Source organism: Paenibacillus sp. LRG-1 (assembly GCF_057220305.1).
Window position 1 is genome coordinate 344,092 of sequence record NZ_CM170126.1, and the last position, 23,678, is coordinate 367,769.

22 protein-coding genes are annotated in these 23,678 nt (G+C 44.7%); 12 read left to right on the top strand and 10 right to left on the bottom strand.

Features of this window, described 5'->3' with window-relative positions; genetic code table 11:
* Nucleotides 1–33 precede the first annotated feature (33 nt).
* On the bottom strand, nucleotides 34–870 hold the full coding sequence (locus ACUUJN_RS01490; protein ID WP_053324430.1) for a carbonic anhydrase: 837 nt from the start codon (nucleotides 868–870) through the stop codon (nucleotides 34–36).
* 217 nt (nucleotides 871–1,087) lie between these two features.
* On the opposite strand from ACUUJN_RS01490, the gene adhP reads away from it, so the two are divergent.
* Nucleotides 1,088–2,104, top strand: a complete 1,017-nt coding sequence (gene adhP, locus ACUUJN_RS01495; protein ID WP_023986589.1) for an alcohol dehydrogenase AdhP — start codon at nucleotides 1,088–1,090, stop codon at nucleotides 2,102–2,104.
* A 76-nt stretch (nucleotides 2,105–2,180) separates the two neighbouring features.
* Here the strand turns inward: adhP and ACUUJN_RS01500 are convergent, their stop codons facing one another.
* Nucleotides 2,181–2,546 carry a winged helix-turn-helix transcriptional regulator gene (locus ACUUJN_RS01500; RefSeq protein WP_028541937.1) on the bottom strand — a complete coding sequence of 122 codons (366 nt, stop codon included), beginning with the start codon at nucleotides 2,544–2,546 and terminating at the stop codon, nucleotides 2,181–2,183.
* 187 nt (nucleotides 2,547–2,733) lie between these two features.
* On the opposite strand from ACUUJN_RS01500, the gene ACUUJN_RS01505 reads away from it, so the two are divergent.
* The 7 genes from ACUUJN_RS01505 to ACUUJN_RS01535 all read left to right on the top strand — a co-directional run bounded on the left by ACUUJN_RS01505 (nucleotide 2,734) and on the right by ACUUJN_RS01535 (nucleotide 10,669).
* Nucleotides 2,734–3,930 carry an MFS transporter gene (locus ACUUJN_RS01505; protein ID WP_028541938.1) on the top strand — a complete coding sequence of 399 codons (1,197 nt, stop codon included), beginning with the start codon at nucleotides 2,734–2,736 and terminating at the stop codon, nucleotides 3,928–3,930.
* 31 nt (nucleotides 3,931–3,961) lie between these two features.
* The gene (locus ACUUJN_RS01510; protein WP_484669193.1) at nucleotides 3,962–4,804 is read left to right on the top strand and encodes an aldo/keto reductase; all 843 of its coding nucleotides are present in this window, start codon (nucleotides 3,962–3,964) and stop codon (nucleotides 4,802–4,804) included.
* A 166-nt stretch (nucleotides 4,805–4,970) separates the two neighbouring features.
* Nucleotides 4,971–5,993: a LacI family DNA-binding transcriptional regulator gene (locus ACUUJN_RS01515; RefSeq protein ID WP_023986592.1), complete on the top strand. Its 1,023-nt coding sequence runs from the start codon at nucleotides 4,971–4,973 to the stop codon at nucleotides 5,991–5,993.
* Nucleotides 5,994–6,177: 184 nt separating this feature from the next.
* On the top strand, nucleotides 6,178–7,653 hold the full coding sequence (locus ACUUJN_RS01520) for a glycoside hydrolase family 32 protein (protein ID WP_484669194.1): 1,476 nt from the start codon (nucleotides 6,178–6,180) through the stop codon (nucleotides 7,651–7,653).
* A gap of 67 nt (nucleotides 7,654–7,720) precedes the next feature.
* Nucleotides 7,721–9,139, top strand: coding sequence for a sucrose-specific PTS transporter subunit IIBC (locus ACUUJN_RS01525; RefSeq protein WP_023986594.1), 1,419 nt, complete (start codon nucleotides 7,721–7,723; stop codon nucleotides 9,137–9,139).
* 467 nt (nucleotides 9,140–9,606) lie between these two features.
* Nucleotides 9,607–10,161, top strand: coding sequence for a hypothetical protein (locus ACUUJN_RS01530; protein WP_081391277.1), 555 nt, complete (start codon nucleotides 9,607–9,609; stop codon nucleotides 10,159–10,161).
* A 103-nt stretch (nucleotides 10,162–10,264) separates the two neighbouring features.
* Nucleotides 10,265–10,669, top strand: coding sequence for a hypothetical protein (locus ACUUJN_RS01535; protein ID WP_023986596.1), 405 nt, complete (start codon nucleotides 10,265–10,267; stop codon nucleotides 10,667–10,669).
* Nucleotides 10,670–10,767: 98 nt separating this feature from the next.
* Here ACUUJN_RS01535 and ACUUJN_RS01540 read toward each other — a convergent pair whose 3' ends face one another.
* Nucleotides 10,768–11,556, bottom strand: coding sequence for a helix-turn-helix domain-containing protein (locus ACUUJN_RS01540; protein ID WP_023986597.1), 789 nt, complete (start codon nucleotides 11,554–11,556; stop codon nucleotides 10,768–10,770).
* A gap of 179 nt (nucleotides 11,557–11,735) precedes the next feature.
* On the opposite strand from ACUUJN_RS01540, the gene pyk reads away from it, so the two are divergent.
* Complete coding sequence (pyk, locus tag ACUUJN_RS01545; protein ID WP_023986598.1) at nucleotides 11,736–13,151, top strand: pyruvate kinase; 1,416 nt, start codon at nucleotides 11,736–11,738, stop codon at nucleotides 13,149–13,151.
* Between the two features lie 126 nt (nucleotides 13,152–13,277).
* Here pyk and ACUUJN_RS01550 read toward each other — a convergent pair whose 3' ends face one another.
* The 7 genes from ACUUJN_RS01550 to ACUUJN_RS01580 all read right to left on the bottom strand — a co-directional run bounded on the left by ACUUJN_RS01550 (nucleotide 13,278) and on the right by ACUUJN_RS01580 (nucleotide 19,872).
* Complete coding sequence (locus tag ACUUJN_RS01550) at nucleotides 13,278–13,676, bottom strand: hypothetical protein (RefSeq protein WP_023986599.1); 399 nt, start codon at nucleotides 13,674–13,676, stop codon at nucleotides 13,278–13,280.
* 255 nt (nucleotides 13,677–13,931) lie between these two features.
* Nucleotides 13,932–15,071, bottom strand: a complete 1,140-nt coding sequence (locus ACUUJN_RS01555; protein WP_308457640.1) for a GerAB/ArcD/ProY family transporter — start codon at nucleotides 15,069–15,071, stop codon at nucleotides 13,932–13,934.
* Complete coding sequence (locus ACUUJN_RS01560) at nucleotides 15,043–16,194, bottom strand: GerAB/ArcD/ProY family transporter (RefSeq protein ID WP_023986601.1); 1,152 nt, start codon at nucleotides 16,192–16,194, stop codon at nucleotides 15,043–15,045. The genes ACUUJN_RS01555 and ACUUJN_RS01560 overlap by 29 nt, the downstream gene beginning before the upstream one ends.
* A gap of 15 nt (nucleotides 16,195–16,209) precedes the next feature.
* Nucleotides 16,210–16,461, bottom strand: coding sequence for a hypothetical protein (locus ACUUJN_RS01565; RefSeq protein WP_023986602.1), 252 nt, complete (start codon nucleotides 16,459–16,461; stop codon nucleotides 16,210–16,212).
* 74 nt (nucleotides 16,462–16,535) lie between these two features.
* The gene (locus ACUUJN_RS01570; protein WP_023986603.1) at nucleotides 16,536–17,741 is read right to left on the bottom strand and encodes a Ger(x)C family spore germination protein; all 1,206 of its coding nucleotides are present in this window, start codon (nucleotides 17,739–17,741) and stop codon (nucleotides 16,536–16,538) included.
* A gap of 36 nt (nucleotides 17,742–17,777) precedes the next feature.
* Complete coding sequence (locus ACUUJN_RS01575; protein WP_023986604.1) at nucleotides 17,778–19,373, bottom strand: spore germination protein; 1,596 nt, start codon at nucleotides 19,371–19,373, stop codon at nucleotides 17,778–17,780.
* A gap of 154 nt (nucleotides 19,374–19,527) precedes the next feature.
* Nucleotides 19,528–19,872 carry a DUF805 domain-containing protein gene (locus tag ACUUJN_RS01580; protein ID WP_023986605.1) on the bottom strand — a complete coding sequence of 115 codons (345 nt, stop codon included), beginning with the start codon at nucleotides 19,870–19,872 and terminating at the stop codon, nucleotides 19,528–19,530.
* A gap of 430 nt (nucleotides 19,873–20,302) precedes the next feature.
* On the opposite strand from ACUUJN_RS01580, the gene abnB reads away from it, so the two are divergent.
* From abnB to ACUUJN_RS01595, 3 genes are all read left to right on the top strand, one after another.
* Entirely contained in the window at nucleotides 20,303–22,738 is a 2,436-nt protein-coding gene (abnB, locus tag ACUUJN_RS01585) for an arabinan endo-1,5-alpha-L-arabinosidase AbnB (RefSeq protein WP_484669195.1), read from the top strand.
* 386 nt (nucleotides 22,739–23,124) lie between these two features.
* Nucleotides 23,125–23,325 carry a cold-shock protein gene (locus ACUUJN_RS01590; protein ID WP_007428290.1) on the top strand — a complete coding sequence of 67 codons (201 nt, stop codon included), beginning with the start codon at nucleotides 23,125–23,127 and terminating at the stop codon, nucleotides 23,323–23,325.
* A gap of 131 nt (nucleotides 23,326–23,456) precedes the next feature.
* Entirely contained in the window at nucleotides 23,457–23,672 is a 216-nt protein-coding gene (locus tag ACUUJN_RS01595) for a cold-shock protein (RefSeq protein ID WP_013308357.1), read from the top strand.
* The last annotated feature ends 6 nt before the right edge of the window (nucleotides 23,673–23,678 follow it).

Sequence of the window (23,678 nt, forward strand, 5' to 3'; positions counted from 1 at the left end):
AATGCACCTTACATCTTACGGCACTTTATTTTATTATTTATCGGCAGTCAGTTCCCGGGTTCCCAGCTGTTGTACAGGACGATGGTTATCGGGGAAAATGGCAGCAAACTGGTTGATTTGGTCTGCGGACATTTCAATAGGCTGCTCCAGCACTGTCCAATTGACATGTTCTGTGCATGGCGGGGTAGTCAGCGATCCGTTGTAACGAACGGAGTGCAGGTCTTTTGGCAGCAGCGTAGCGAGATTTATTTCTTCATCCAGAGCTGCTTCTTGGGAAATATCTTTCGGCAGTTTGGACCAGATGCGGTTGAAAGCCTTGTTTTCTTTGCCACTTTGGATAAGGACCCCTAAGACTGCTGTGCTTCCGTTGTCGCTTTGATGGACAAAATGAAGCTCCATTTCAGCATTTTTACCATCTATTTGGTGTTCGCTCGGGTGATGAAAATGAAACTGCTTTAAAGTGAATTTAGTACCGTCCAGCACGATGTTATTGTTGGCATCGGCAACACTGATTTGCACAGTGTGCCCATTATTTAAAATGGATGCTTTCGTATTGGTGTAATGAACTTGCAGAGGTTGCTGCGTTTGCGATGCTTCAAGATGGGTATGCTCTATATTGACAGGAGATTGTTCGTGGCCGTTACCACAAGCAACAAAATCTTTTTCCAGCTCTCCCCAATGCTCGGGTCCCTCTTCTCCTGCATAGGACCAGTGTGGGCCTTTCTGAACAACTGCATGAGCGTTGTTAGCCGATGAGGATGAAGTGCTGGTGGTACTAGAAATGGCGGGCTGTGAATTGCATCCTGTTACCGACGCGACCAAGATAATGGCAAATATGCTGAACAGGCAACCTTTCCAGTTTTTTTTCATGTTTCTTTATCCTTCTTCCAAATAGAGTATGTGAAACTTTTTACATTGTAAATTATTGTACAAAGTTCCTACAAGGGTCCAAGGACTTAGAAAGAAGCGTTTTTCGATTAAATAGTTTTAAGTTAGATTTATATTTGTCCTTTTTGGGCAAAAATTACTATAATAATGAAGTGTGCATTACAAAATAATTCCATATCTAATTAAAGGAGAGATCTACATGAAAGCAGCAATTGTTACAAAAGACAAGAAAGTCAGTGTAGAAGAGAAACCTTTACGCTCCCTGAAGCATGGGGAAGCGTTAGTCCAAGTCGAATACTGTGGAGTTTGCCACACAGATTTACATGTGAAAAATGCAGATTTCGGTGATGTCACAGGCAGAGTTCTGGGGCATGAAGGTATTGGAAAAGTCATTGAATTAGGCGAAGGAGTAACCAGTCTTAAGATTGGTGATCGCGTAAGTATTGCCTGGATGTTCGAAAGCTGCGGTCACTGCGAATATTGCCTAACCGGGCGGGAAACGCTGTGTCGTGAAGTTAAAAATGCCGGATATACGGTAGACGGTGCAATGGCAGAGCAATGTATTGTCACAGCTGACTACGCGGTCAAAGTACCAGATAGTCTTGACCCTGCTGCTGCAAGTAGTGTAACTTGCGCAGGGGTTACAACATATAAAGCAGTTAAAGTAAGTGAAATCAAACCAGGACAATGGATCGGTATCTTCGGCATTGGCGGCTTGGGTAACCTGGCTGTGCAATACGCCAAAAATGTATTCAATGCTAAAGTTGTAGCCTTTGACATCAGTGATGAAAAACTAGAACTGGCTAAACAAATTGGTGCTGACTATATCGTTAACAGCATGAAAGAAGATCCGGTCGCCCGAGCTAAGGAGCTAACAAACGGTGCTGGTCTGGACGCAACCGTGGTTACTGCTGTTGCCAAAACACCTTTCAACCAGGCCATCGACGTTGTAAAGGCTGGCGCGCGTGTTGTAGCTGTAGGTCTTCCAACTGATAAGATGGATCTGGACATTCCACGTCTGGTTCTGGACGGCATTCAAGTTATTGGCTCCTTGGTCGGCACTCGTGAAGACCTTAAAGAAGCGTTCCAGTTCGCTGCAGAAGGTAAAGTCGTCCCTCTTGTACAAAAACGTCCGATCGAAGACATTAATGAGATCTTCGAGGAGATGGAGCAGGGCAAAATCCAAGGACGCATGGTCATCGATTTCACAAATTAAAATGATGTCCAATTCGTAACCCTTGGAATTCGGAGAGAGAAGCGCCTGCTGATGTATGCAGGCGCTCTTTTTGGCTTTACAGCTTATTCAGAATGTTATCTTCCAAAACCGTAGATTTATCCCCGTATTCTTTAATAATATGTCTTTCTCCCCAAGCACAAAGAGAATCTAAAATGCCTTTCAGACTACACCCATATTCACTAAGCTCGTACTCCACTTTGGGTGGAACCTGATTATAGCTAATCCGATTGACAATGCCGTCTTCCTCTAATTCACGAAGCTGCTGAGTCAGCATTTTTTGTGTTATGGAAGGCATCATCCGTTTTAATTCGCTTGTCCGCATCTTTCCATGTGTCAAATGACACAGAATCACGCATTTCCATTTCCCGCCGATCACCTCTAACGTCGCCTCAACAGAGATGTTGTATTTTTTCTTCCCCAATGCAGATCCCCCCATGTGTATCACTTCTGTTATACATACCTTAACAGCCTGTTTTAATCAAAAAGAACTTTATCTAGGGTACTTTTTAGTACCTATATCACTAAAAAGTACGTACTGTTCATATTTGCTTGAATAACTCATAATAACATCTGCTGGTCGAAGATTTCTATAGATAGGAGTGAAAAACATGTCGCCAGAATCAAAACGAAGTATCTGGCCATTACTGGCTCTAGCCGTAAGCGCCTTTGCGATTGGAACAACCGAGTTCATCAGCGTGGGACTACTTCCCCTGATTGCTGAAGACTTGCATATATCTGTAACGATGTCTGCACTAACTGTAACGCTATATGCATTAGGGGTTACCATCGGGGCACCTGTCTTGACTTCATTAACATCAAGTGTTCCCCGTAAAACGTTGCTGCTGTGGATCATGATTATATTTATTGCAGGTAATAGCCTCGCTGCGGTCTCTAGCGGAATAGCCTTGCTGCTGATTGCGCGTGTGATCTCAGCGTTCGCCCATGGGGTGTTCATGTCTATCGGTTCCACCATCGCGGCCGATCTTGTGCCGGATGATCGGCGAGCGAGTGCTATTTCCATTATGTTCTCCGGGTTGACCGTAGCCACAGTCACAGGTGTACCTTTGGGTACCTACATTGGGCAGCAATGGGGTTGGCGGGCTGCATTTATGGCGATTGTGGTCGTCGGTGTAGTGGCACTCATCGCCAATCTGATTCTGCTGCCATCTACGCTGCGCAAAGGGAACAAGACTCCTTTCCGCGAGCAGGTCAAACTGGTTACCAATGGTCGCTTGCTACTCGCATTTATCATTACAGCTTTGGGGTATGGAGGCACATTTGTGGTGTTTACTTATTTATCTCCATTACTTCACGACATAACCGGATTTCAACAAAGTACGGTAACGTTTATACTTTTGCTGTATGGAATTGCGATTGCCATCGGTAATGTCATTGGCGGAAAAGCAGCCAACCGCAAGCCGCTTTCAGCTTTGTTTTACATGTTTTTGATTCAAGCAGTGATCCTTTTTCTCCTGTTGTTCACGGCACCTTTTAAAACGGCAGGACTGATTACGATCTTCTTTATGGGATTGCTTGCGTTTATGAACGTGCCCGGGCTACAGGTATATGTAGTCATGTTGGCCGAAAGGTTTGCACCCAAAGCTGTCGATGTTGCCTCTGCTGTTAATATTGCAGCTTTCAACGCAGGGATAGCCATCGGAGCTTATCTAGGCGGGATTGTAACGGATTCACTCGGTCTCATTCATACGGCCTGGATCGGGAGCATTATGGTTTTCGTTGCGGTTTTGCTCACAGGCTGGAGTCGTATGCTCGAAAAAAGGGATACAACCACCATTACAGGTTAAAGCTTTTAAAAAATAGAGAGGAAGATACAAAATGACACAAAACTTACAAAGCACAACATTGTTAAACAACGGAGTTCACATGCCTTGGTTTGGCATTGGGGTATTTAAAGTGGAAGAAGGTTCGGAGCTGGTCGATGCTATAAAGGCTGCTGTAAAGCATGGCTACCGCAGTATAGATACAGCTGCAATCTATGCGAATGAAAGCAGTGTAGGGCAGGCTATTCAGGAAGCCCTTCAGGAAAATAATCTGTCCAGAGAAGATCTGTTCGTCACGTCCAAAGTGTGGAATGCAGATTTAGGCTATGAAGAGACACGAGCAGCTTATGAAGCCAGTCTGGACAAGCTGGGTCTGGAATATCTGGATCTATACCTGATTCATTGGCCAGTTCAAGGAAAGTATAAAGAAGCTTGGAGAGCGTTGGAATCCTTGTATAAAGAAGGACGGATTAAGGCGATTGGAGTCAGCAACTTCCAGATTCATCATTTGGAAGATCTCATGAAGGATGCTGAAATTAAGCCAATGATCAATCAAGTGGAGTTCCATCCACAATTAACCCAAGCCGAGCTGTTGCAATTCTGTCAAAAGAACGACATTCAAATGGAAGCCTGGTCCCCGTTAATGCAAGGCCAATTGCTCGATCATCCGGTACTGCAAGACATAGCGACCAAGTATGGCAAATCGGTGGCGCAAGTGATTTTACGCTGGGATGTGCAGCAGGGAGTTGTCACCATTCCCAAGTCTACCAAGGCGCATCGGATCGTCGAAAATGCCGACATTTTTGACTTCGAACTGACGCGCGAGGATATGGATCGAATTCAGGCGTTAAATGCCAATCTTCGAGTAGGTCCAGATCCGGATAACTTTGATTTTTAAAATTACGTTCATTATGATACGCCGTTTCCTTCTTCAGAAGGGACGGCGTTTTGTGCATGATGGGTCTGGAGCCACAGCAATCCAATCCCGCCATATGGTATTATAGGGTTATGTGAAAAGAGACGTTTTGGAAGCATATGAATATGAAAAATCTCCGGGGGACTTCATGAATAAGACGATTGCAGATATAGCCCAAATGGCTGGTGTATCCAAGAGCACGGTATCCCGTTTTTTGAACGGCGGGTCTGTCAGCGTGGATACGAAACGTAAAATTGAAAAAGTGGTTAAAGCCACGGGGTATGTGCCCAATGCCTTTGCCCAGAGTCTTAAGGCGAAGCGGACCAACATTATCGGCACCGTTGTGCCGCGTCTGGATTCTTTTGCGACATCCCATACGTTGATGGGGATTGATGAGGAGCTGCGTTCTCAGCATTATCAGATGCTGATCTCCAATACGAGCCAGGATGTACAGCGTGAAATTGAAGCTATTTATGAGCTGGGCCGACAAAAGATTTCGGGTATCATTTTGCTGGCTGCTCAAATCACAGACGACCATCTGACCGCGATTCGTGACATCGGTATTCCGGTGTTGCTGGTGGGCCAGCAGCACGAGCAGCTTCATAGCCTTATCCATGATGACTATCGTGCAGGATATGATATCGGCACGTACGTTTTGTCACAGGGACACCGCGAAATTGCCTACGTTGGTGTTACTGAAAAGGATGTTGCCGTCGGTGTGCAACGCAAGGAGGGCTTTAGGCAGGCTGTTCGCGATGCATTGCCTGCTGAGTCTCATACGGACGATGCGATGCGAGCAGCAGGGTATGATATCAGATACTATGAGACCGGATTTAAAATGTCCGATGCACGGATTGCTGCATCCGCCATTTTGGACCATTTCAAGCCATCGTTAATGGTGTGTGCTACGGATAATATCGCGCTGGGCGTAATCAATGCGGCTTATTCCAGAGGGATTGTCATCCCGTCGGATTTGTCGGTAACTGGCTTTGGGGGATACGATATTACGGAGGTCATTCACCCTGCCCTGACAACCGTTCAATATCCGTATATGGAGGCTGGACGTGTAGCAGCGCAAAATATTATGCGGCTGGTAGAACATAAATCGGTAGAAAAAGTGACGGTCATGAATTATTCCCTTATCGAAAGAGAAAGCGTTGACAAACGCTGAACAAGTGGATTATAATTTCTTCGAAACCGGTTCCATAGCATTCGGGCACAAATGGAATCGGTTGCAAATCCATGGATGAGTATATATTTTTAATCGCAAGGGAACCGGTTCCGATAGAATATTTTTTTCATTGGTTTGGAACCGGTTCCTGAGGCGAAAGTTTTAATAAAAATGAGGTACACCTATGAAAATGACAAGAGAACAAAAGTATCGAATGATCGAGCAGGCAGAGCCCGGTGAAATAGCCAGCTTGGAGGAGAAAGTGGAGCAATGTCACTGGCGGCAGGTGTTTCATATCCAGCCACCGACAGGTTTGCTCAATGACCCCAATGGCTTTTCATATTACCAAGGTGAATACCACTTATTTTATCAGTGGTTTCCGCTCGGAACGGATCATGGGATGAAATACTGGTATCATCTGAAATCGAAAGATTTGGTCACATGGAATAGTGCCGGCATTGGCATCGCACCTGGGGATTATTTTGATTCGCATGGGGCTTATTCGGGCAGCGCACTGGAGCATGAGGGCAAGTTATATATGCTGTATACGGGAAATGCACGAGATGAAGACTGGATCAGACATCCTTATCAATGCATGGCTGTTATGGACGAGAATGGTCACATTACTAAATGGGAGCACCCCGTTATTTCCAATGTGCCAGAAGGGTATACAGACCATTTTCGTGATCCCAAGCTATGGAAAGACGGCAATAGCTTTTACTGTGTGATTGGTGCCCAGAGAACGAATTTAACAGGCTGCGCCGTCCTCTACCGATCAACCGACCTTCGTACGTGGCAGTTTGAGGGAGAATTGTGCACAGGCCTGGAGTCGTTTGGCTACATGTGGGAATGTCCAGATTATTTTGAACTGAACGAAGCGGGTGTCTTGGTCTTTTCTCCTCAGGGCTTGGAGCCTTCTGGGGATGAAAATCACAATATTTATCAATCGGGCTACGTAATCGGCAAGCCGTTGGATACCGGAACAAGAAGACTGGAGCACGGCGCATTCCACGAGCTCGATAGAGGCTTTGACTTCTATGCGCCACAGACGATGATTGACCCACAGGGGCGGCGTATTATGGTGGCATGGATGGGCCTGCCGGATATCGAATATCCCACAGATCCGAACGGATGGGCTCATTGTCTGACATTACCAAGGGAGCTTACGCTTCATGAGGGCAAACTCTTGCAGCGGCCGATCCCTGAGCTAACTACGCTACGTAGAAATCGTGAGGATCGGGTAGCTGACACGTTATTCTCAGAGAGCAAAACCTATGAAGGATTTACAGGTACGGCCTATGAGCTGATCTGTGAGGTAGATCTTTTGAGCGCTAAGGTGTTTGGTATTGAATTCCGTGCGAGTGAGACTGAGAAAACGGTGATTAAATATAATGCCGTCAGCCGCAAACTAATATTGGACCGTTCGCAATCAGGTGAGCCTGTAGCCACTTCGTATGGTGAGGTACGGCAGTGTTCATGGGATAAAGATCATATCAAACTACATTTGTTTGTAGATACGTCTTCAGTTGAGATTTTCGTCAATGATGGGGAAGAGGTGTTCACCAGTCGTATTTTTCCGCATCCAGAGAGTGACGAAATACGCTTTTTTGCCGACAAGGGAGAGGCTCTCTTCCAGGCGGTAAAATGGGATTTTACATGAGTAGGCTAAAACATCAAGTGGTTCGTTAATCATCAAACATAACGGAATGAACGAGAGGATGAACATCATGGCGGAAAACAGAGAAATAGCTAAAGAAGTGATCCAGGCAATCGGTGGGCAAGAAAATATTGCATCTTTTGCTCATTGTGCGACGCGCTTGCGAATTATGGTGCATGACAAGGAGAAGATTGATCAGAAAAAAGTTGAGGAGATCGACAAGGTCAAGGGTGCTTTTTTCAATTCCGGGCAATATCAGATTATTTTTGGTACGGGTACGGTAAATCGAATTTTTGAAGAGGTCGAAAAGCTTGGCGTAACCGGTTCATCTAAAGAAGAGGTGAAGAGTCAGGCGAAAAAAGAAGGAAACGTCTTCCAACGCTCCATCCGTACCTTTGGCGATGTGTTTGTACCGATTATTCCTGTACTGGTTGCTACGGGGCTGTTCATGGGGCTACGTGGCTTGCTCACTCAGCCGCAAATTCTCGCTCTACTCGGCATGACGCCACAGGACATTTCACCCAATTTTCTATTATACACACAAGTATTAACGGATACGGCCTTTGCTTTTCTGCCAGCGTTAGTCGCATGGTCAGCCTTTAGAGTATTTGGTGGCAGTCCAGTACTGGGTATCGTTCTTGGTCTGATGCTGGTAAACCCAGCCTTGCCCAACGCTTATAGTGTTGCGGACGGCTCAGCTCACCCGTTGACGATGTTCGGATTCATTCCTGTGGTGGGCTATCAAGGCTCAGTATTGCCAGCTTTCTTCGTGGGCTTGATCGGAGCCAAGCTGGAGCGGGCGCTGCGCAAACGGGTGCCTGAAGCGCTAGATCTGATTCTTACACCGTTTTTAACACTGTTAATCATGATCACTTTGGGATTGTTTGCCATCGGTCCGATTTTCCATTCACTCGAAGAATGGGTGCTGCACGGAACAACGTTTGTGCTGGATTTACCTTTCGGTATTGCAGGGATTGTCATCGGTTTCTTGCATCAGATTATCGTCGTTACAGGTGTGCATCATATATTTAATTTCTTGGAGATTCAATTGCTTGAAAAGAACGGCGCAAACGCCTTTAACGCCATCATTACCTGCGCTATGGCTGCTCAAGGTGCTGCCTGTCTGGCGGTTGGACTGAAAACGAAGAATAGCAAGCTGAAAGCGTTAGCACTTCCTTCCTCGTTGTCTGCTTTTCTAGGGATTACGGAGCCGGCTATTTTCGGGGTCAACCTGAGATACATGAAGCCTTTTGTCATGGGCCTCATCGGTGGTGCGGTTGGCGGTTTTATCGCTTCAGTCTTCCATTTGGCGGCTACAGGTATGGCAGTTACGGTCATTCCGGGCACGTTGCTCTACATGAATCATCAGCTTCCGCTTTACATTTTGGCGAACTTGGCTGCTATGGTTGTAGCGTTTGTCCTGACCTGGATGTTTGGCTATAACGATAAAATGTTGGAAGAGGTCAAAACAGCGGGTTCTTCAACTTAATATCATTTCAAAATAAGCACGGATACGCATATGAATGAACTATAACGGTCGCCCTACTTTGGAGCGCTCTTGGCCCTTGTTGAAAAGGGATGCTAGAGAAGCTTCCAGGTGGGGAGACCTTTTTTTATAGACTTTATCATTACGTATCCGGTTACGTAATTTGACTTTGGCCAACAGTCGGCTCATAACGCAATGAGTTTCAGAGCATCTCAATGAAATGGACTTTGGACGTTAGTCCGTTTTCAAACGCTCAATAGACTGAAAATGTTCCCTTATGCTGAATGGTTGTCCATTTTTATCTGTCAGACTTCTGGAAGGAGACAAAATATTGTGTCAATGAGGTAAAAATTACAAATAGTATGCACACTATGAGTATTTTGCGTGTTATTATATAAATGTTGTTAAAATTTAGTATTTGGGATTCAATTATTCGTGAAAAAAATTTCTTGTAACTATGATTAGTTGTCATGCTGGTAGCCATCGGATTGACCCCAGCAAGCTCCTATGCAGATTCCTCTTCATCGGCTAAAGAATCTTCCCCACAGTCTTTTTTTCCAGCATATTCTTCAATTGCTAATTCGGATTCACTATTGAGCGGTTTGACGCTTGAAGAATATAATGAAGTTATCAAAAATGCGAAACCCATAGAATCAATTGCTGTTGAAAAAGAAAAGACTCAACTCGATCAAAAGATTTCTCCTATGTCATTGGGAGCATGGTCATTTAGTCACCATTCTCGAGACGATGGGGCTATTTACTCTAATAAGTTTTCGGTTAATAACGCAGCTATCCTGAATTTCCATGTAGTACAATGGGCAGATGGTAGTTCTTGGTCTAGCCCTGAAGTAGGTTACCTGCTCGTGAACAAAAATTATCTGGGAGAGGTTTTTGCCGTTTATGGAAGATATACAGATGAAAATAGGGATTTTCAAATTAAAGCTCCAGGTTTTGGACAATATCAGGTAATGGTACTTAACCTCAATGATTATACGATTTCAGGAAATGGATACGTTACGTTTTAATACTATTTTATTTAACGATTATTATGTTTTTTTATGAACTCGTTGTAATACTAATATTTTTTAAAATACGTAATACATCTTTTGGGAAGGGAGGTGTGTGCGTGTGAACAAGCGACTAAGAACAAGTGTTGTTGTCTTAGGTCTAACTGTTCTTATCGGAGGGGTTATAACCGTCATTCAAAGCCAAACTTTTGCTAATGAAATTAAAACTGAGGTTAAAGTAACCGGCGATTCTAAAACCAGTGTAACCAAAACTGAGACTAAGGCAACCGATGATTCTAACTGGCTCTCACCAGAGAGAAAGAAAGAACTAACTCATCTAGCTCAATCTAAACAACCCCATGTCCTGTTAACTGAGCACGGAGATTTTTATCCCGTTAAGGTCCCAAACAAGTTTCAAAGCGATCAGGTTGCAAATTTGGATAATAAGGGGGAAGAAATAACTACTAAAACAAAGCAGGTCATTTTAAGAAATTTCACCTACGAAAAAAAAGAGGAAGAAAACTAATTTTCCCAGAGAACGCTCGAAAAAATGAGCGTTCTTTTTTCTAGCTTCAAATTTAAAATTGCTTCGTATCATCTTCCCATAATCCTATTTCTGTAGTTCTAAACGATTGAGGAACGTTCATCCAGAAATTCGGACGGCGAGCAGCCTGTCAACCGTTTGAAGATTCGATGAAAATAGGAAACATCACTATATCCCACATACTCCGAAATTTCACGAATCGTTAGCCGGGACTCGGTCAGCATGTAGATGGCGGTTTTAATACGTTGTGTATGTACATGCTCACTGATCGTTTGGCGTGTTACCTCACGCAGCAGCGTCGCGGCATAATTGGGGGTTTTACGGATGGCGTCGCCAAGCTCCTCCTTGGTTACCTTTTCCCGGTAATGGTTCTGGATATACTGTTTCATATGTTCTACATGTCGCTCTCGATCGCAAGAAATGGCGCCTTTGTCCCATTCCTGATTCATATATATCATGGCCTCGGTCAGCAGACAGTCAGCCATCATGGTGTAGTAGCTTGGGTGTTCAGTCCATTGAAAGTACATCGATTTGATCCGTTCATGCAGCATATCGTAGCATCCAGGTTTGATCAACAACGGCTTGTCAGTATTCAGTATGGGAAGTGTGCTGTTCGTACATGTTTTGCGGCAATGTATCACATACTTGGTATGAAAAAGCGTAGGAATGCTCTTGCCATAGTAATCCAGATGACCGGGTAAAAGCAGTGTTTCACCCTTACCGAGAATGAATTTGCAATCGTTCACCCAATATACACATTTGCCAAAGGTGACTAAAATGAACAGTAAGTCATCGTTGTCGCTATTTGCACTAGCCTTTTCATACCAGTCCACACCGTTGTCCTGCCGTATATCCACCAATGTAATCACGAAACTCACTCCCCGATGTCTTCAACATTCATTATACTGTAGTACATTCATCATACTATAGTTCATAGTCTTGGTGCACGGGTACAGGTAGAATAGAGCCATATAAGTTTAATGTAGATAGAGAAGCAAAGTGGAATAGAAAACCATACAGTAAAGACATTCAGGAGGATGACATTACTATGCTTAAAACGAAAATTATTTGTACTATGGGACCTGCCTGTGACTCCATTCATTTGTTAAAAGAAATGATTCAGGCTGGTATGACTGTAGCCCGCTTGAATATGGCTCACGGTGAACTGGAAGATCACGTTAAACGTATCGAAAATGTGCGGCAGGCTGCGAAGGAAATGAATACCTTTATACCTGTCATGATGGATATTAAAGGACCAGAAATACGGATTGGCAAGCTGAGAGAGGCATCTTGTCTGTTGAAACCAGGTAGCCAGCTCATTCTGACCACAGAAGAGATTCTAGGGGACGAGCATCGTATTTCAGTGAATTACCCGGATATGCCGAAGGACATCAAACCAGGCGACCGCATTCTCATTGACGACGGTTTGGTTGATCTGACTGTAACCTCCATCGAGGGTACGGAAATGATTTGTAATATTGTAAGTGGCGGTATTTTGAAGCCAAGAAAAGGTGTAAACCTGCCAGGGATTCATACGACCCTTCCAGGCGTGACGGAGCGAGATGTGAGGCACATCCAATTTGGGGTGGAGCAGCGTGTTGAGCTTATTGCGGCTTCTTTTGTGCGTAAAGGCGACGATATCCGTGAAATCCGTGAAATTTTGAAGGGACATCATGCTGAGCATGTACAAATTTATTCCAAAATTGAAAATGCTGAAGGCATGGAAAACCTGGATGATATTATCGAAGCTTCCGATGGTATTATGGTAGCCCGTGGCGATCTGGGCGTCGAAGTGCCGATTCAAGATGTGCCTGTGATGCAAAAAGAAATGATCGACAAGTGTAATCTGGTCGGCAAGCCCGTTATCGTAGCTACCCACATGCTGGAATCCATGCAGGTGAACCCACGTCCGACGAGAGCCGAAGTTAGTGACGTGTTTAATGCTGTTATGCAAGGAGCCGATGTTGTTATGCTGTCGGGCGAATCTGCTGCAGGTAAATATCCTGTCGAGTCTGTACGGACCATGGCCGCTGTAGCTGCCAGAGCAGAATCACAATTCGATTATCAGGAGCAGTTCGATAAGCGCAGAGCACGTCAAAGCACCAACATTACGGAAGTGATTAGTCAGGGGGCGGTGAGTTCGTCCCTGGAACTGGATGCGAAAGCGATTATTACGTCGACTGCCAGCGGATTCACGGCACGTATGGTATCCAAATATCGTCCGAAGGCACCTATTATTGCGGTTACTCCGAATAATACGGTATTCGCTAAAATTTGCCTGTTATCCGGTGTGTTCCCGATCAAAGGGGATAAAGTAGCTACAACGGATGAAATGTTCGAATCCTCCATCCGTAACGCCCTGAATGCAGGATATATCCATAAAGGGGATACTGTAGTTCTGTCGGCAGGTGTTCCTGTCGCTGAAGCAGGTACTACGAACTTGATCCGAGTATATCAAGTGTAAGTTAAAACAAAATACAGACAGCCAAAAGGCGCTCATCCCATCGGAGAGCGCCTTTTTGACATGAATTCGGAAGCACCTCTGAGGGGTCATGGACTACGGCGTAAAGCGGGCCAAGTGTGTCACTGCTTACAGCCCGAACACACTTTTAGCAACGACCTGTGTCAATTCTGCCTTATGGGCTTCGTATTGCTCAGGCGTAATGCTCTTATTGGCCAGTCGTTGATCCAACTGCTCCGTTAACTGAGCTACCTGTAAATCAACAACAGCCTGTGCGTCCTGTTTATTGGATTGTGCAATATCTGCCAAGGTTTGACCGTTATATAACGCATCATACAATTGCTCATCCGAGGATGCGCCCAGTGTTTTCAAAAGTTCATCATCCTTGGAAGCTTCATTATCCTGTACCTGAGGCGCTCTCTCTGGAGCCAGTGTAGCAGCATTAGCCCGACTTCCCCAAGTAGAAGACTGCCCAATAGATAACGCCAGCAACAGTGTACAGATGACCATAATTCGTTTTCGATTCATAAGTGTAAATCTCCTTTGTGTTTCATTCAATTTCTGCCAGGGTGGAGTCTTATATGGATATCCAACGGGAGTAATGTTTATGCCTTTAGCCGATCCGGCTTATGTAGTTACCAGATTCTAATATACATCATATACACCCAATCTTAGCGCCAGATTAATACTCGTTTAAAATAAACTAAAAGAGGAGGATGTAAACAGGTAACAGCAAAAAAATTTCACCGATGCTCGTAGGAGGGCTCGTACGATGGATGTGATCTATCCTTCGGTCCCTATTTTTTTCTTTGACCAGATTTTTCGTATCCCATGCATACAGAGCAGCAGCAGAGGCAGAAAAAGGCCCATAGATAAGGAAAAAGGTGTCCATATTTTTGCATCCCAGGATTGCTGGTATGGGACATTTGGGTATATGATCACCGACATGACGATCAGGATCATTCCGATAGGGAAGATCAGCGGACGATCATCTTTTAGATTAAAGATTTGGCTAATGGCTATCATAATCGATTGCATATACAGAGCCAGCCTGAAAAAGAGCGAAATAAACCACATAGCGGCCATGATCGCTTCAATACGCTGAAGAAAATTTCCAATGTTTATTTTTTGGGCTAATGAATAGCTCGGATACATACTTCTTGCTGTTAATTCATGGCCGAAAACCAAAACGGCCAATACAATGACCACAACCAAAATCAACCCGCCAATCAGTCCCCCTGTTAAAAAAGCCCTGCGCGCTTGATCGGGCTGATCGACAAACGGAAAAATCATGAGAAAAACAATATGGGTCAGAAACGCAATACTAATAAAGGACAAGGCGGCAGACCAAACAGGTCCGCCTCCCTTCTCCAGCATCGGTTGGGCGTTCTCCAGTTTGATATTGGATACGACTAAAATGACAAAAGCTGTATACAGCAAAATGAACAAGGGAAACAATAGTTCAGCAGACCGGGCTACCGTTTCCAGTCCCAGGCGCACGCCCATCAATACAATGAGCGCAAAGAGGATGTTGACCGCTTGCATCGGCGTTTCCGGCATCATTTGAGTAGTCAAAAAATTCCCCGAATCATACAACACCGCAGCAGGACCCCCCAGAAAAAACATAACCATAAACAGCAGAGCAACAGACTTCCCCAACCACTTGCCCAAAAGGGTCTCCATGATTTCAATCAGGGTCATCTGTGGATACAGGATGGTAATCGTGTTGTACAGCCATATCAACAGCAGCCCGGAGCCCACTCCGACGAGTGCTGCGATCCATGCATCCTGTTTAGCAGTGGCGGCCATAACGGAAGGGATGACGAGGATTGCAGTGCCGATTGTAAATAATATCGTTAAGATCAACAATTGCCGTGTGGAGATTTTAACTTGCTTAGGCACCATCTTCACCTCTATCTTCACGTTTATCATCCGGCTTGTTATTCTTCTTTGTCCCCAACCTTTTCAGGGCATGTATACTGAGCAGCAGTAAGGGAAGAAACAACCCGATTGATAGTGAATAAGGAACCCACGTCTTTGTATCATAGATTTGTTGATATGGGACATTGGGATACACGATGACGGACATGATGACTAAAATCATCCCGAGAGGAAGCACCAGTTGCCGGTCGTTTTTCAAACGAAAGATTTGGGCTATTGCTGTCACAGTAGTGTGCATGTACAGCGTGATTCTGAAAAAGAGTGAAATAAACCACATGGTAGCCATAATTGCTTCGATACGCTGTAAAAAATTGCCGATGTTAATTTTTTTGGCTAACGCATAGCTAGGATAAATATTTCTTGCCGTTAAATCAGGACCTAATACAAAAACTGCCAGTGCAACCACCACGACCAACATTAATCCGCCAATTAGGCTGCCTATGAAAAAAGCTTTACGGGTTTGATCGGAACGATTTACAGAAGCCGGGAAGATCATGAGCAGAATAATATGAGGTATAAACACAGTGCTAACAAAGGACAGGGCAGCAGGCCAAATAGGTCCCAATCCCGCCTCTAATACAGGTTGAATGTTTTCTAATTTAATATTGGACACCACTAAACCTGTAAAAGAAATATAAAGAAGAGTAAATAACGGAAACATCAGTTCGGCAGAACGGACCAGCACTTCCAGGCCCAGCCGAACAGCCAACAATATAATAAGCGCAAAAAGGATATTTACCGCTAGAATTGGTGTTTCTGGTATCATTTGAGTAGTCATAAAATTCCCTAAATAAAATAAAACGGGAGCGGGAGCATTGATGAAAAGTGTGGTGAAAAACAGAAGACCGACGGCTTTGCCTAACCATTTTCCGAGCAGGGTTTCCATAATCCCAATCAGAGTCATCTCTGGATACAGAGCTGCAATCTTGCTGTACAAATACAAGACAAGGAGCCCGGCCCCGACCCCGACGAGCGCGGCAATCCACGCATCTTGTTTGGCTACCAACGCCATGCCTGAAGGAATGATGAGGATTGCACTCCCGATCGTAAATAGAGCCGTTAATATCATAATTTGGCGTGCTGAGATTTTGATCTGTGCGGGCACCTATTTCACCTCGTCTTATTTTATTAGACCGATATGGGTCAGGAAATCACTGAAAGGTCTATATACCGCTGTTATCCAATCCAGAGGAGTTGGAATAAGCCAGTTTAATGCCTTGGCGCAGCAAATTCCGACGGCAAAAAGGAGAAGGATGGAGAATAACCAAAGCTCTTTTTTTAACCCCTTTTTCCACATGTAGGGGACCTCGATCAAGCTGATTGCAGCAGCGGTTAGTAATATGCCCAGAACTTTCACCATATGAGATAGCATCTTGGGAAACACCTTCTTTTGTAGGGTAAGGTTCTATACAGGAGCCAGATCCCCCGCCGTATCTGACAAGGGATTTACTCCTTAATATCATTCAAAAATGAGCTGCCAATCGTGCCCAAGCGCCGAATCTTGAAATTGACCTTGATATTTACGGGTAATTCTGCAAAGTGCTCATAATCCCAATTTTTTTTAATGGATTTCCAGGTTCTCGGGTCAGCGCGGTGAATGGCTTCACCGAATCCGAAAATGTCAGCTTTGTATGATTTTTGAGCTTTTCTGACAGCCATTTTCATAATCTCTTCTATCTTTTCTTCCTCTTTCTTCTCAATGTCATAAATCGTCCCCACCTGGGTCAGATCCAGGTCATTACACTCGACTTCTCCCACGTTGGCCTCAACCTGCATTTTTATATTGACCTGGGGCTCCCCCCTATAAACGTTCCCTTTTATAGTTGTTTGGGTACGAATGATTTCCGAAACGACTTTGCCGCCTCTGGGGCAAGCTACAAAGCCGACAGAGCTCTGCACTTTGCCGCGGATGAAATTGTAGCCTCTACTTTCAGTTTCATTTAACCACCCGATTAATCGATCTTTTCTAAATACAGCAAGTCCGGAATACTGTAATCGGGCGGATGGGGCGATCTCTTGCACATTGCCGCTTGTTTCTCCCGTTTCTTTATTGCCAACGATTCGGAGTCCTGTCAAGACAGGCTGCATTCCTTCACTGGTGAGTGCTGATACCAATTCATCCAAAGTTACTGTCGTACTGGGTGACCAGTTTTTTTGTGATGTTTCCAGAGAGGAGAAAAGGTCGTTTGCGGGAATCGGATCTAAAGGTGTCATAATTTTTAACGTATCCTCCGCACTAGTGCCCTTGGACACTACAATATAAAAATCGGTTCGGAACTGATGATATCTGGAGAGTAAATCTAAAGATTTCGCCATTCCTTCGGTGGCCATCGATTCACCGATTACACATATACGCAGATGAGAAAAATACATTCTCCGGGGGCTAATCGTTGTTATTTTTCGGATCGCTTCAAATATGGTATCCGCTTCTTCTGTATACAAGGTGGCTGGAGCACCACCGCCTGCTCCTTTTTTGGCCGATGCTTTTCCAGGGTCCACCACTTGGAGAGAGACCCGGAATTGATCTCCTTGTTTATCAATCCCCATACCAACGGCGATGGCAAGTTCATTCAACTCCCTGCGATTCCAACAGCCCGTCAGAAGTAAAACGAGTGCAAGAATCAGGCACAGAATCGCTATCTTCCGCTTCATGATTATCCACTCCTTTCCGACTGTTTCTCTTTTCTTTTATTCCCTTGATTTGCGAGGTGGAGCGCTGTTTCGACGTTTGACATTCTTCTGATCGACTAACCGTGGACGTGAAGTCATCATCCAGTGAGGAAACCGAAATATGGTGTCTTTGGTGTCCGTCGGTATTAGAGGTGCAAAAGGAGTCATATAGGGAACACCGAACGAACGAAGGCTGCACATATGCAGGACCAGGGCAATGCCTCCAACGATAATCCCGAACAGCCCAAAGGAAGCGGCAAGTCCCATCAAGGGGAACCGCAGCATACGAAAAGCGATGGACATATTATAGGCAGGGAGAACAAAGCTTGAAATCGCCGTAATCGATACGACAATAACCATTGCTGCAGATATGATGCCCGCCTCGACGGCAGCTTGCCCGATGACGAGTGTGCCTACGATAGAGACGGCTGCCCCGATGTACTTCGGCATACGAACTCCAGCTTCCCGCAATATTTCAAAAGTTAATTCCATCATGAGTGCTTCGATAAAGGCGGGGAAGGGAACGGCCTCCCGCTGTGCTGCCAGACCGATCAGCAGTGAGGTCGGCAGCATTTCCTGATGAAACGTAGTGATGGCAATATATAGGGACGGACCTAACAGGGAGATAAAAACTCCGGTGTAACGAAGAACCCGGATGAAGCTGCTGATGTCCGCACGCTGATAATAATCCTCCGCCGCATGCAGGAAGGAAACAAACAGCGCAGGTACGACAAGCACAAACGGGGTCCCATCCACCAGGATCGCGATTTTTCCTTCCAACAGCTCGGCGGCGATGACGTCTGGACGTTCGGAGTTATATACTGTTGGAAAAGGGGTGAAAGTTTCGTCCTGGATTAACTCCTCGATATAACCGCTTTCGAGAATGCCGTCTACATCAATGCGATTCAATCGCTCATGCACTTCCTCGACCAATTTAGGGTTCACGATCCCTTTGATATACATGACAGCGACTTCGGTCTGGGTTACACGACCGATTTGTTTGGTTTCCAGCCACAAATTCGGATCTTTAATCTTACGCCGAATCAATGCCGTATTCGTGCGCAGTGTCTCAGAAAATCCTTCCCGCGGCCCACGGACGACATTTTCCGAGGCAGGCTCGGTGACACCGCGATCCTTCCATCCACGTGCGCTGGCTACTATTCCCTGTGTCTCACCGTCAATCAAAATGACAGCATCCCCGGACAACAGCGCGTTATATAAGGTTTCAAAGTCGATAATCTCCCGGATGCTTCCAATGGTTAGGGCATAATCTTTCAATACTTGCATGACACTAGAGGAGTTCTGGAGCCTGCACTCTACGTCTCTGGACAAGCTACTATCCAGCATCATCGATTCCATAATGAAGTCGGAGACTATATTTTTGTCCGCCAAACCGTCCGTATAGAGAATTGCAATGAGCTGGTCACCATCTTTGCCGATACGAACTTCTCTTATGATGATGTCAGTGCTGTTACCGAGTGCTTGTCTGATTTGCTGAAGATTGCTTCCGATATTCGCACTGAGCTGCTCTCCTGAATGCTCAGACTTACTTTCGCTGTGCTGGACTGGCGGCTTTTTAACTTTGTTAGGGGGGATTCTTTTCCGAAAACGCATGAACGTTCTCCCTCTCTTTGAGGATACTTTTTAATCCAGTATGGACGCAGGGGTCTCCAGATAAACTTACTGCTGAAATTTCGATGGGGGAGAGGCGGATATGAAAAAAAACCTCTTTCACTTTTGTGAAAGAGGTTTTAGACATCTACAACCATTACAATTTAGGGTTTTTCCCATACTTATTGTCGCCAGGCTGACTGTCTTGGCATGTGAATACAATCAAAATAATTGACCCTACCAGAGGAATCAGAGCGATTAGAATCCACCATCCGCTTCTGCCTGTATCATGCAGTCTACGGGCCAGGACGGCCAAGGATGGCAGCAGGACAGCCAAAGAATAAATGTAAGTCAATATCGGTGATAAGCCAACAAGACTATCGATCAGACTGATTACAAAGCTAACGATTACACTAAATAGGATAAACATCCAATACTCTGTACGTCTTGCTCTACCTTGGAATCCTACATAGTTTTTTAATGCATTTAAATACCATTGCATATATTTTTCACCTCCTTATAAAATCTAAACGGTTCTTTACAGTATCCGTAAAATTGTCCTTTTAGGTATATCGGCAGGAAACATATAAAATTTTACTTGTAAAATTATAACTTTAAACTAGAAATTTACGCAATACATTTATTAATGTTAATAATTCGATGAATAATTTATAAAAATATAAAATTACATATTGAATTTTCCATATCCATTGAATAATATAGAGGTACGGTTAACCGCTAGGTTTGAAACGTCCTTCTTAACAGAAGGTGCTTTTATTTTCAAATCAAGTGAAAGCGCTTTAATGATGAAAAAGGAGGGATGAGCAACATTAAATTCGAGGCTGAAGAAGTTAATACAAACATAATCCTGACCGCTTTCTCAATATTTTTTTATGTTATCAGGGATGTTCAAAACGAGAGGAGATTGATTTATGAAGCAATCATTTGTTCGTAAAGTAACAGCAGCTTCACTGGCAGGTGCGCTGTTGTTGCCTGCTTCTTTGGTAGGCGCCGAGCAAACACTCAATTCAGATACAGATGGAATTCAAAATGTGGGGCAAACTTCCCTTCAAGCTCAAGACCTAGAAAACTTTTCAATTCAAAGTAAAAAGGCTGTCTCTTTCAAGGAGACTTCCGTACATGATCCATCCATCCTGAAAGTGAAAGACACATTTTACATTTTCGGCTCACATCTGGCGGCTGCCAAGTCCAAAGACCTCATGAATTGGGATACGATTGCTACAGGAGTGGCGAATGGTAATACATTGATTCCCAACGTCAAAGAAGAATTAAAGGAAGCACTGGATTGGGCACAGACAGACACCCTGTGGGCAGCTGATGTCATTCAACTGGCAGATGGCAAGTTCTATATGTATTATAACGCTTGCAAGGGTGACTCACCGCGTTCAGCAATGGGCCTAGCAGTTGCTGATAAAATTGAAGGGCCTTATAAGAATAAAGGCATTTTTCTAAAATCCGGCATGTGGGACCAACCGAGTGAGGATGGGACGATCTATGACGCAACCAAGCATCCAAATGCCGTAGACCCGGACACCTTTTATGATAAGAACGGCAAACTGTGGATGGTATATGGCTCCTACTCAGGAGGCATCTTCATTATGCAGATGGATGAAAAGACAGGGAAGCCGCTCCCTGGTCAAGGCTACGGTAAAAAGCTGACAGGCGGTAATCATGCTCGTATGGAAGGGCCGTACATACAATACAGTCCGCAAACGGACTACTATTACTTGTTCCTGTCCTATGGTGGATTGTCAGCGGATGGCGGATACAACCTGCGGGTGGCTCGGTCCAAAACACCGGATGGTCCTTTCTACGATGCTGAAGGCAATGATATGATCAAGGTCAAGGCGAATCCTGATAAACCACTTTTTGATGACGCTTCCATTGAACCATACGGTGTCAAACTGATAGGTAATTACCTGATTCCAAGAGAAATTGGTGATCCGGGTACTGGACTGGGTGCAGGTTATGTGTCACCCGGACACAACTCGGCTTATTATGATCCCAAGACGAAAAAGCATTTTGTCATTTTCCATTCCCGTTTCCCGGGGAGAGGCGAACAGTTTGAAGTGCGGGTACATGAAATGTTCATGAACGCTGACGGTTGGCCTGTGGTTGCTCCTTATCGTTATTCGGGAGATGAAGATTCACTGAAAAAGCTGTCAGAAAAGGATGTCCTCGGTCAATATTCGTATGTAAATCACGGGAAGGAAATTTCGGCAAATATTAAGCAAGCCGTTAACGTCAGTCTGGATAGTGGCGGCAAGCTGTCTGGTGGAGTGAACGGTACATGGAAGTTGGGGGCAGGCAATCAGCTGGAAATTACAGCAGAGGGCACGAATTACAAAGGTGTATTCCTGCGGCACCGTGATCCAGACACAGGTGCCAAGACGCTTGCTTTTACCGCGTTGTCCTCCAAGGGTGTTACGGTATGGGGTTCGCTAAAGCCTGACCTGAAGGCCAGCAAGATTGTAGCTGCTGTGCAGAAGGATCTGAGCCTGGGCGATACGAGCAATGTTCTTTATAATCTGACGCTACCTACTCAAGCAGCACAAGATACCACTATTTCATGGGAATCCACCCACCCGGAGAATATTTCTGTGACAGGTGAAGTATACCGTCCAGAAGCCGGCTCTCAGCCTGTAACAGTTACATTGACAGCGACCATCAAAAAGGACAAAGCCACAGCTAAGAAAAACTTTACAGTCATTGTTCCCGGGCAGGCCCGAGGTCCTCAGCTCGCACGCTATTCGTGGAGTGAAGATCAAGGAACTTCGGTTGTCGACAGCACATACAATCAATTCGATGGTAAGACCTATGGTGGTGCTGCATGGGATAAAGACGGGAAGCTTGGCGGTGCGCTTGTCCTAAACGGTAAGGATGGTTACGTGCAACTACCAAATACAGTAACAGATGCGAAGGATTTTACCTTTTCCGCTTGGGTGAACTGGAAGGGCGGTGCAGCTTGGCAACGGATTTTTGACTTCGGCAACGGCCAAGCCCGGCATATGTTTCTTACCCCTTCCCAAGGAAACGGTGTGCTCCAGTTTACAATCCATGAGGGTACGGATCAAAGCTTGCTTTCCAAATCATCATTACCTCTAAACCAGTGGACGCATGTAGCGGTTACACTGAAAGGGAATACAGGAAAGCTGTATGTAAATGGTGAGGAAGTAGCCGTTAATGACAGCATTACCTTTAATCCCAATGAGTTGCTGACGAGCGAGGCTTATCTCGGCAAAAGCCGCTTTGCCGCCGATGCTTACTTCAATGGCAGCCTGGATGAAGTTCAAATGTATAACAAAGCGCTGACAGCAGAGGAAATTAAAGCACTGGCAGAATTGTAATTCAAAATGAGCAAATAAACGCAGGAGATGAGCTTTTAGTAAGAAGTTCGTCTCCTGCACAATGTTTTGTATATTTATTTCTTGATTGCTGGTATAATAGGAAGCAACTGCGGATATAATGTTTTAAGTAGGCGTTAATGACTCACTCCCGCCGAATGAACACAGCTTTGAAGCAGCAATAGAGAACATAAGCACTCTGCATAAATTAAATTCACCAGTGCTTGCGTTTTCAATACACTTATGGTAATATGAGTATATTGAAATTGTGACCTGAGATTCACATATTGTAGAGGGTTATTGTTTTAGGTTGAAATAACCTTGTGCAATATGTGAATTTTTATTTGTCAAAAATAAAGGTCATATAAATACATTTTGGAGGTAATTCCATGCAAACAGGTACAGTTAAATGGTTTAACGCAGAAAAAGGTTTCGGTTTCATCGAGGTTGAAGGTGGAAGCGACGTATTCGTACATTTCTCCGCAATCCAAGGCGAAGGTTTCAAATCTTTGGACGAAGGCCAACGCGTAGAATTCAACGTAGTTGAAGGAAACCGTGGACCACAAGCTGAGAACGTTGTAAAACTGTAATTTAAAATTACAGCCTACTTCAGATGCCCCGAACATAGCGTTTGGGGCATTTGTTTTTATCTGTTCACAAGACCGTTTTTGAACTGATTACATCTTATCGCTTTATAAATCATGAAGAAAGAGGGATGTTTATGTACAATTCACGGAAAAAGCCAATGGATGAGATTCCTGAGGAAATTACAACTGTCTGGAATTGCGCCAGCGATACATGTAACGGCTGGATGCGGGATAACTTCGCTTTTTCTGTCGAGCCGACATGCCCCATTTGCGGTTCTGCCATGGTGAAGGGCGAGAAAAAGCTGGCTGTTTTAAATAATACGAGCTTTAATCATACCAAACAATCCTAAACGGAT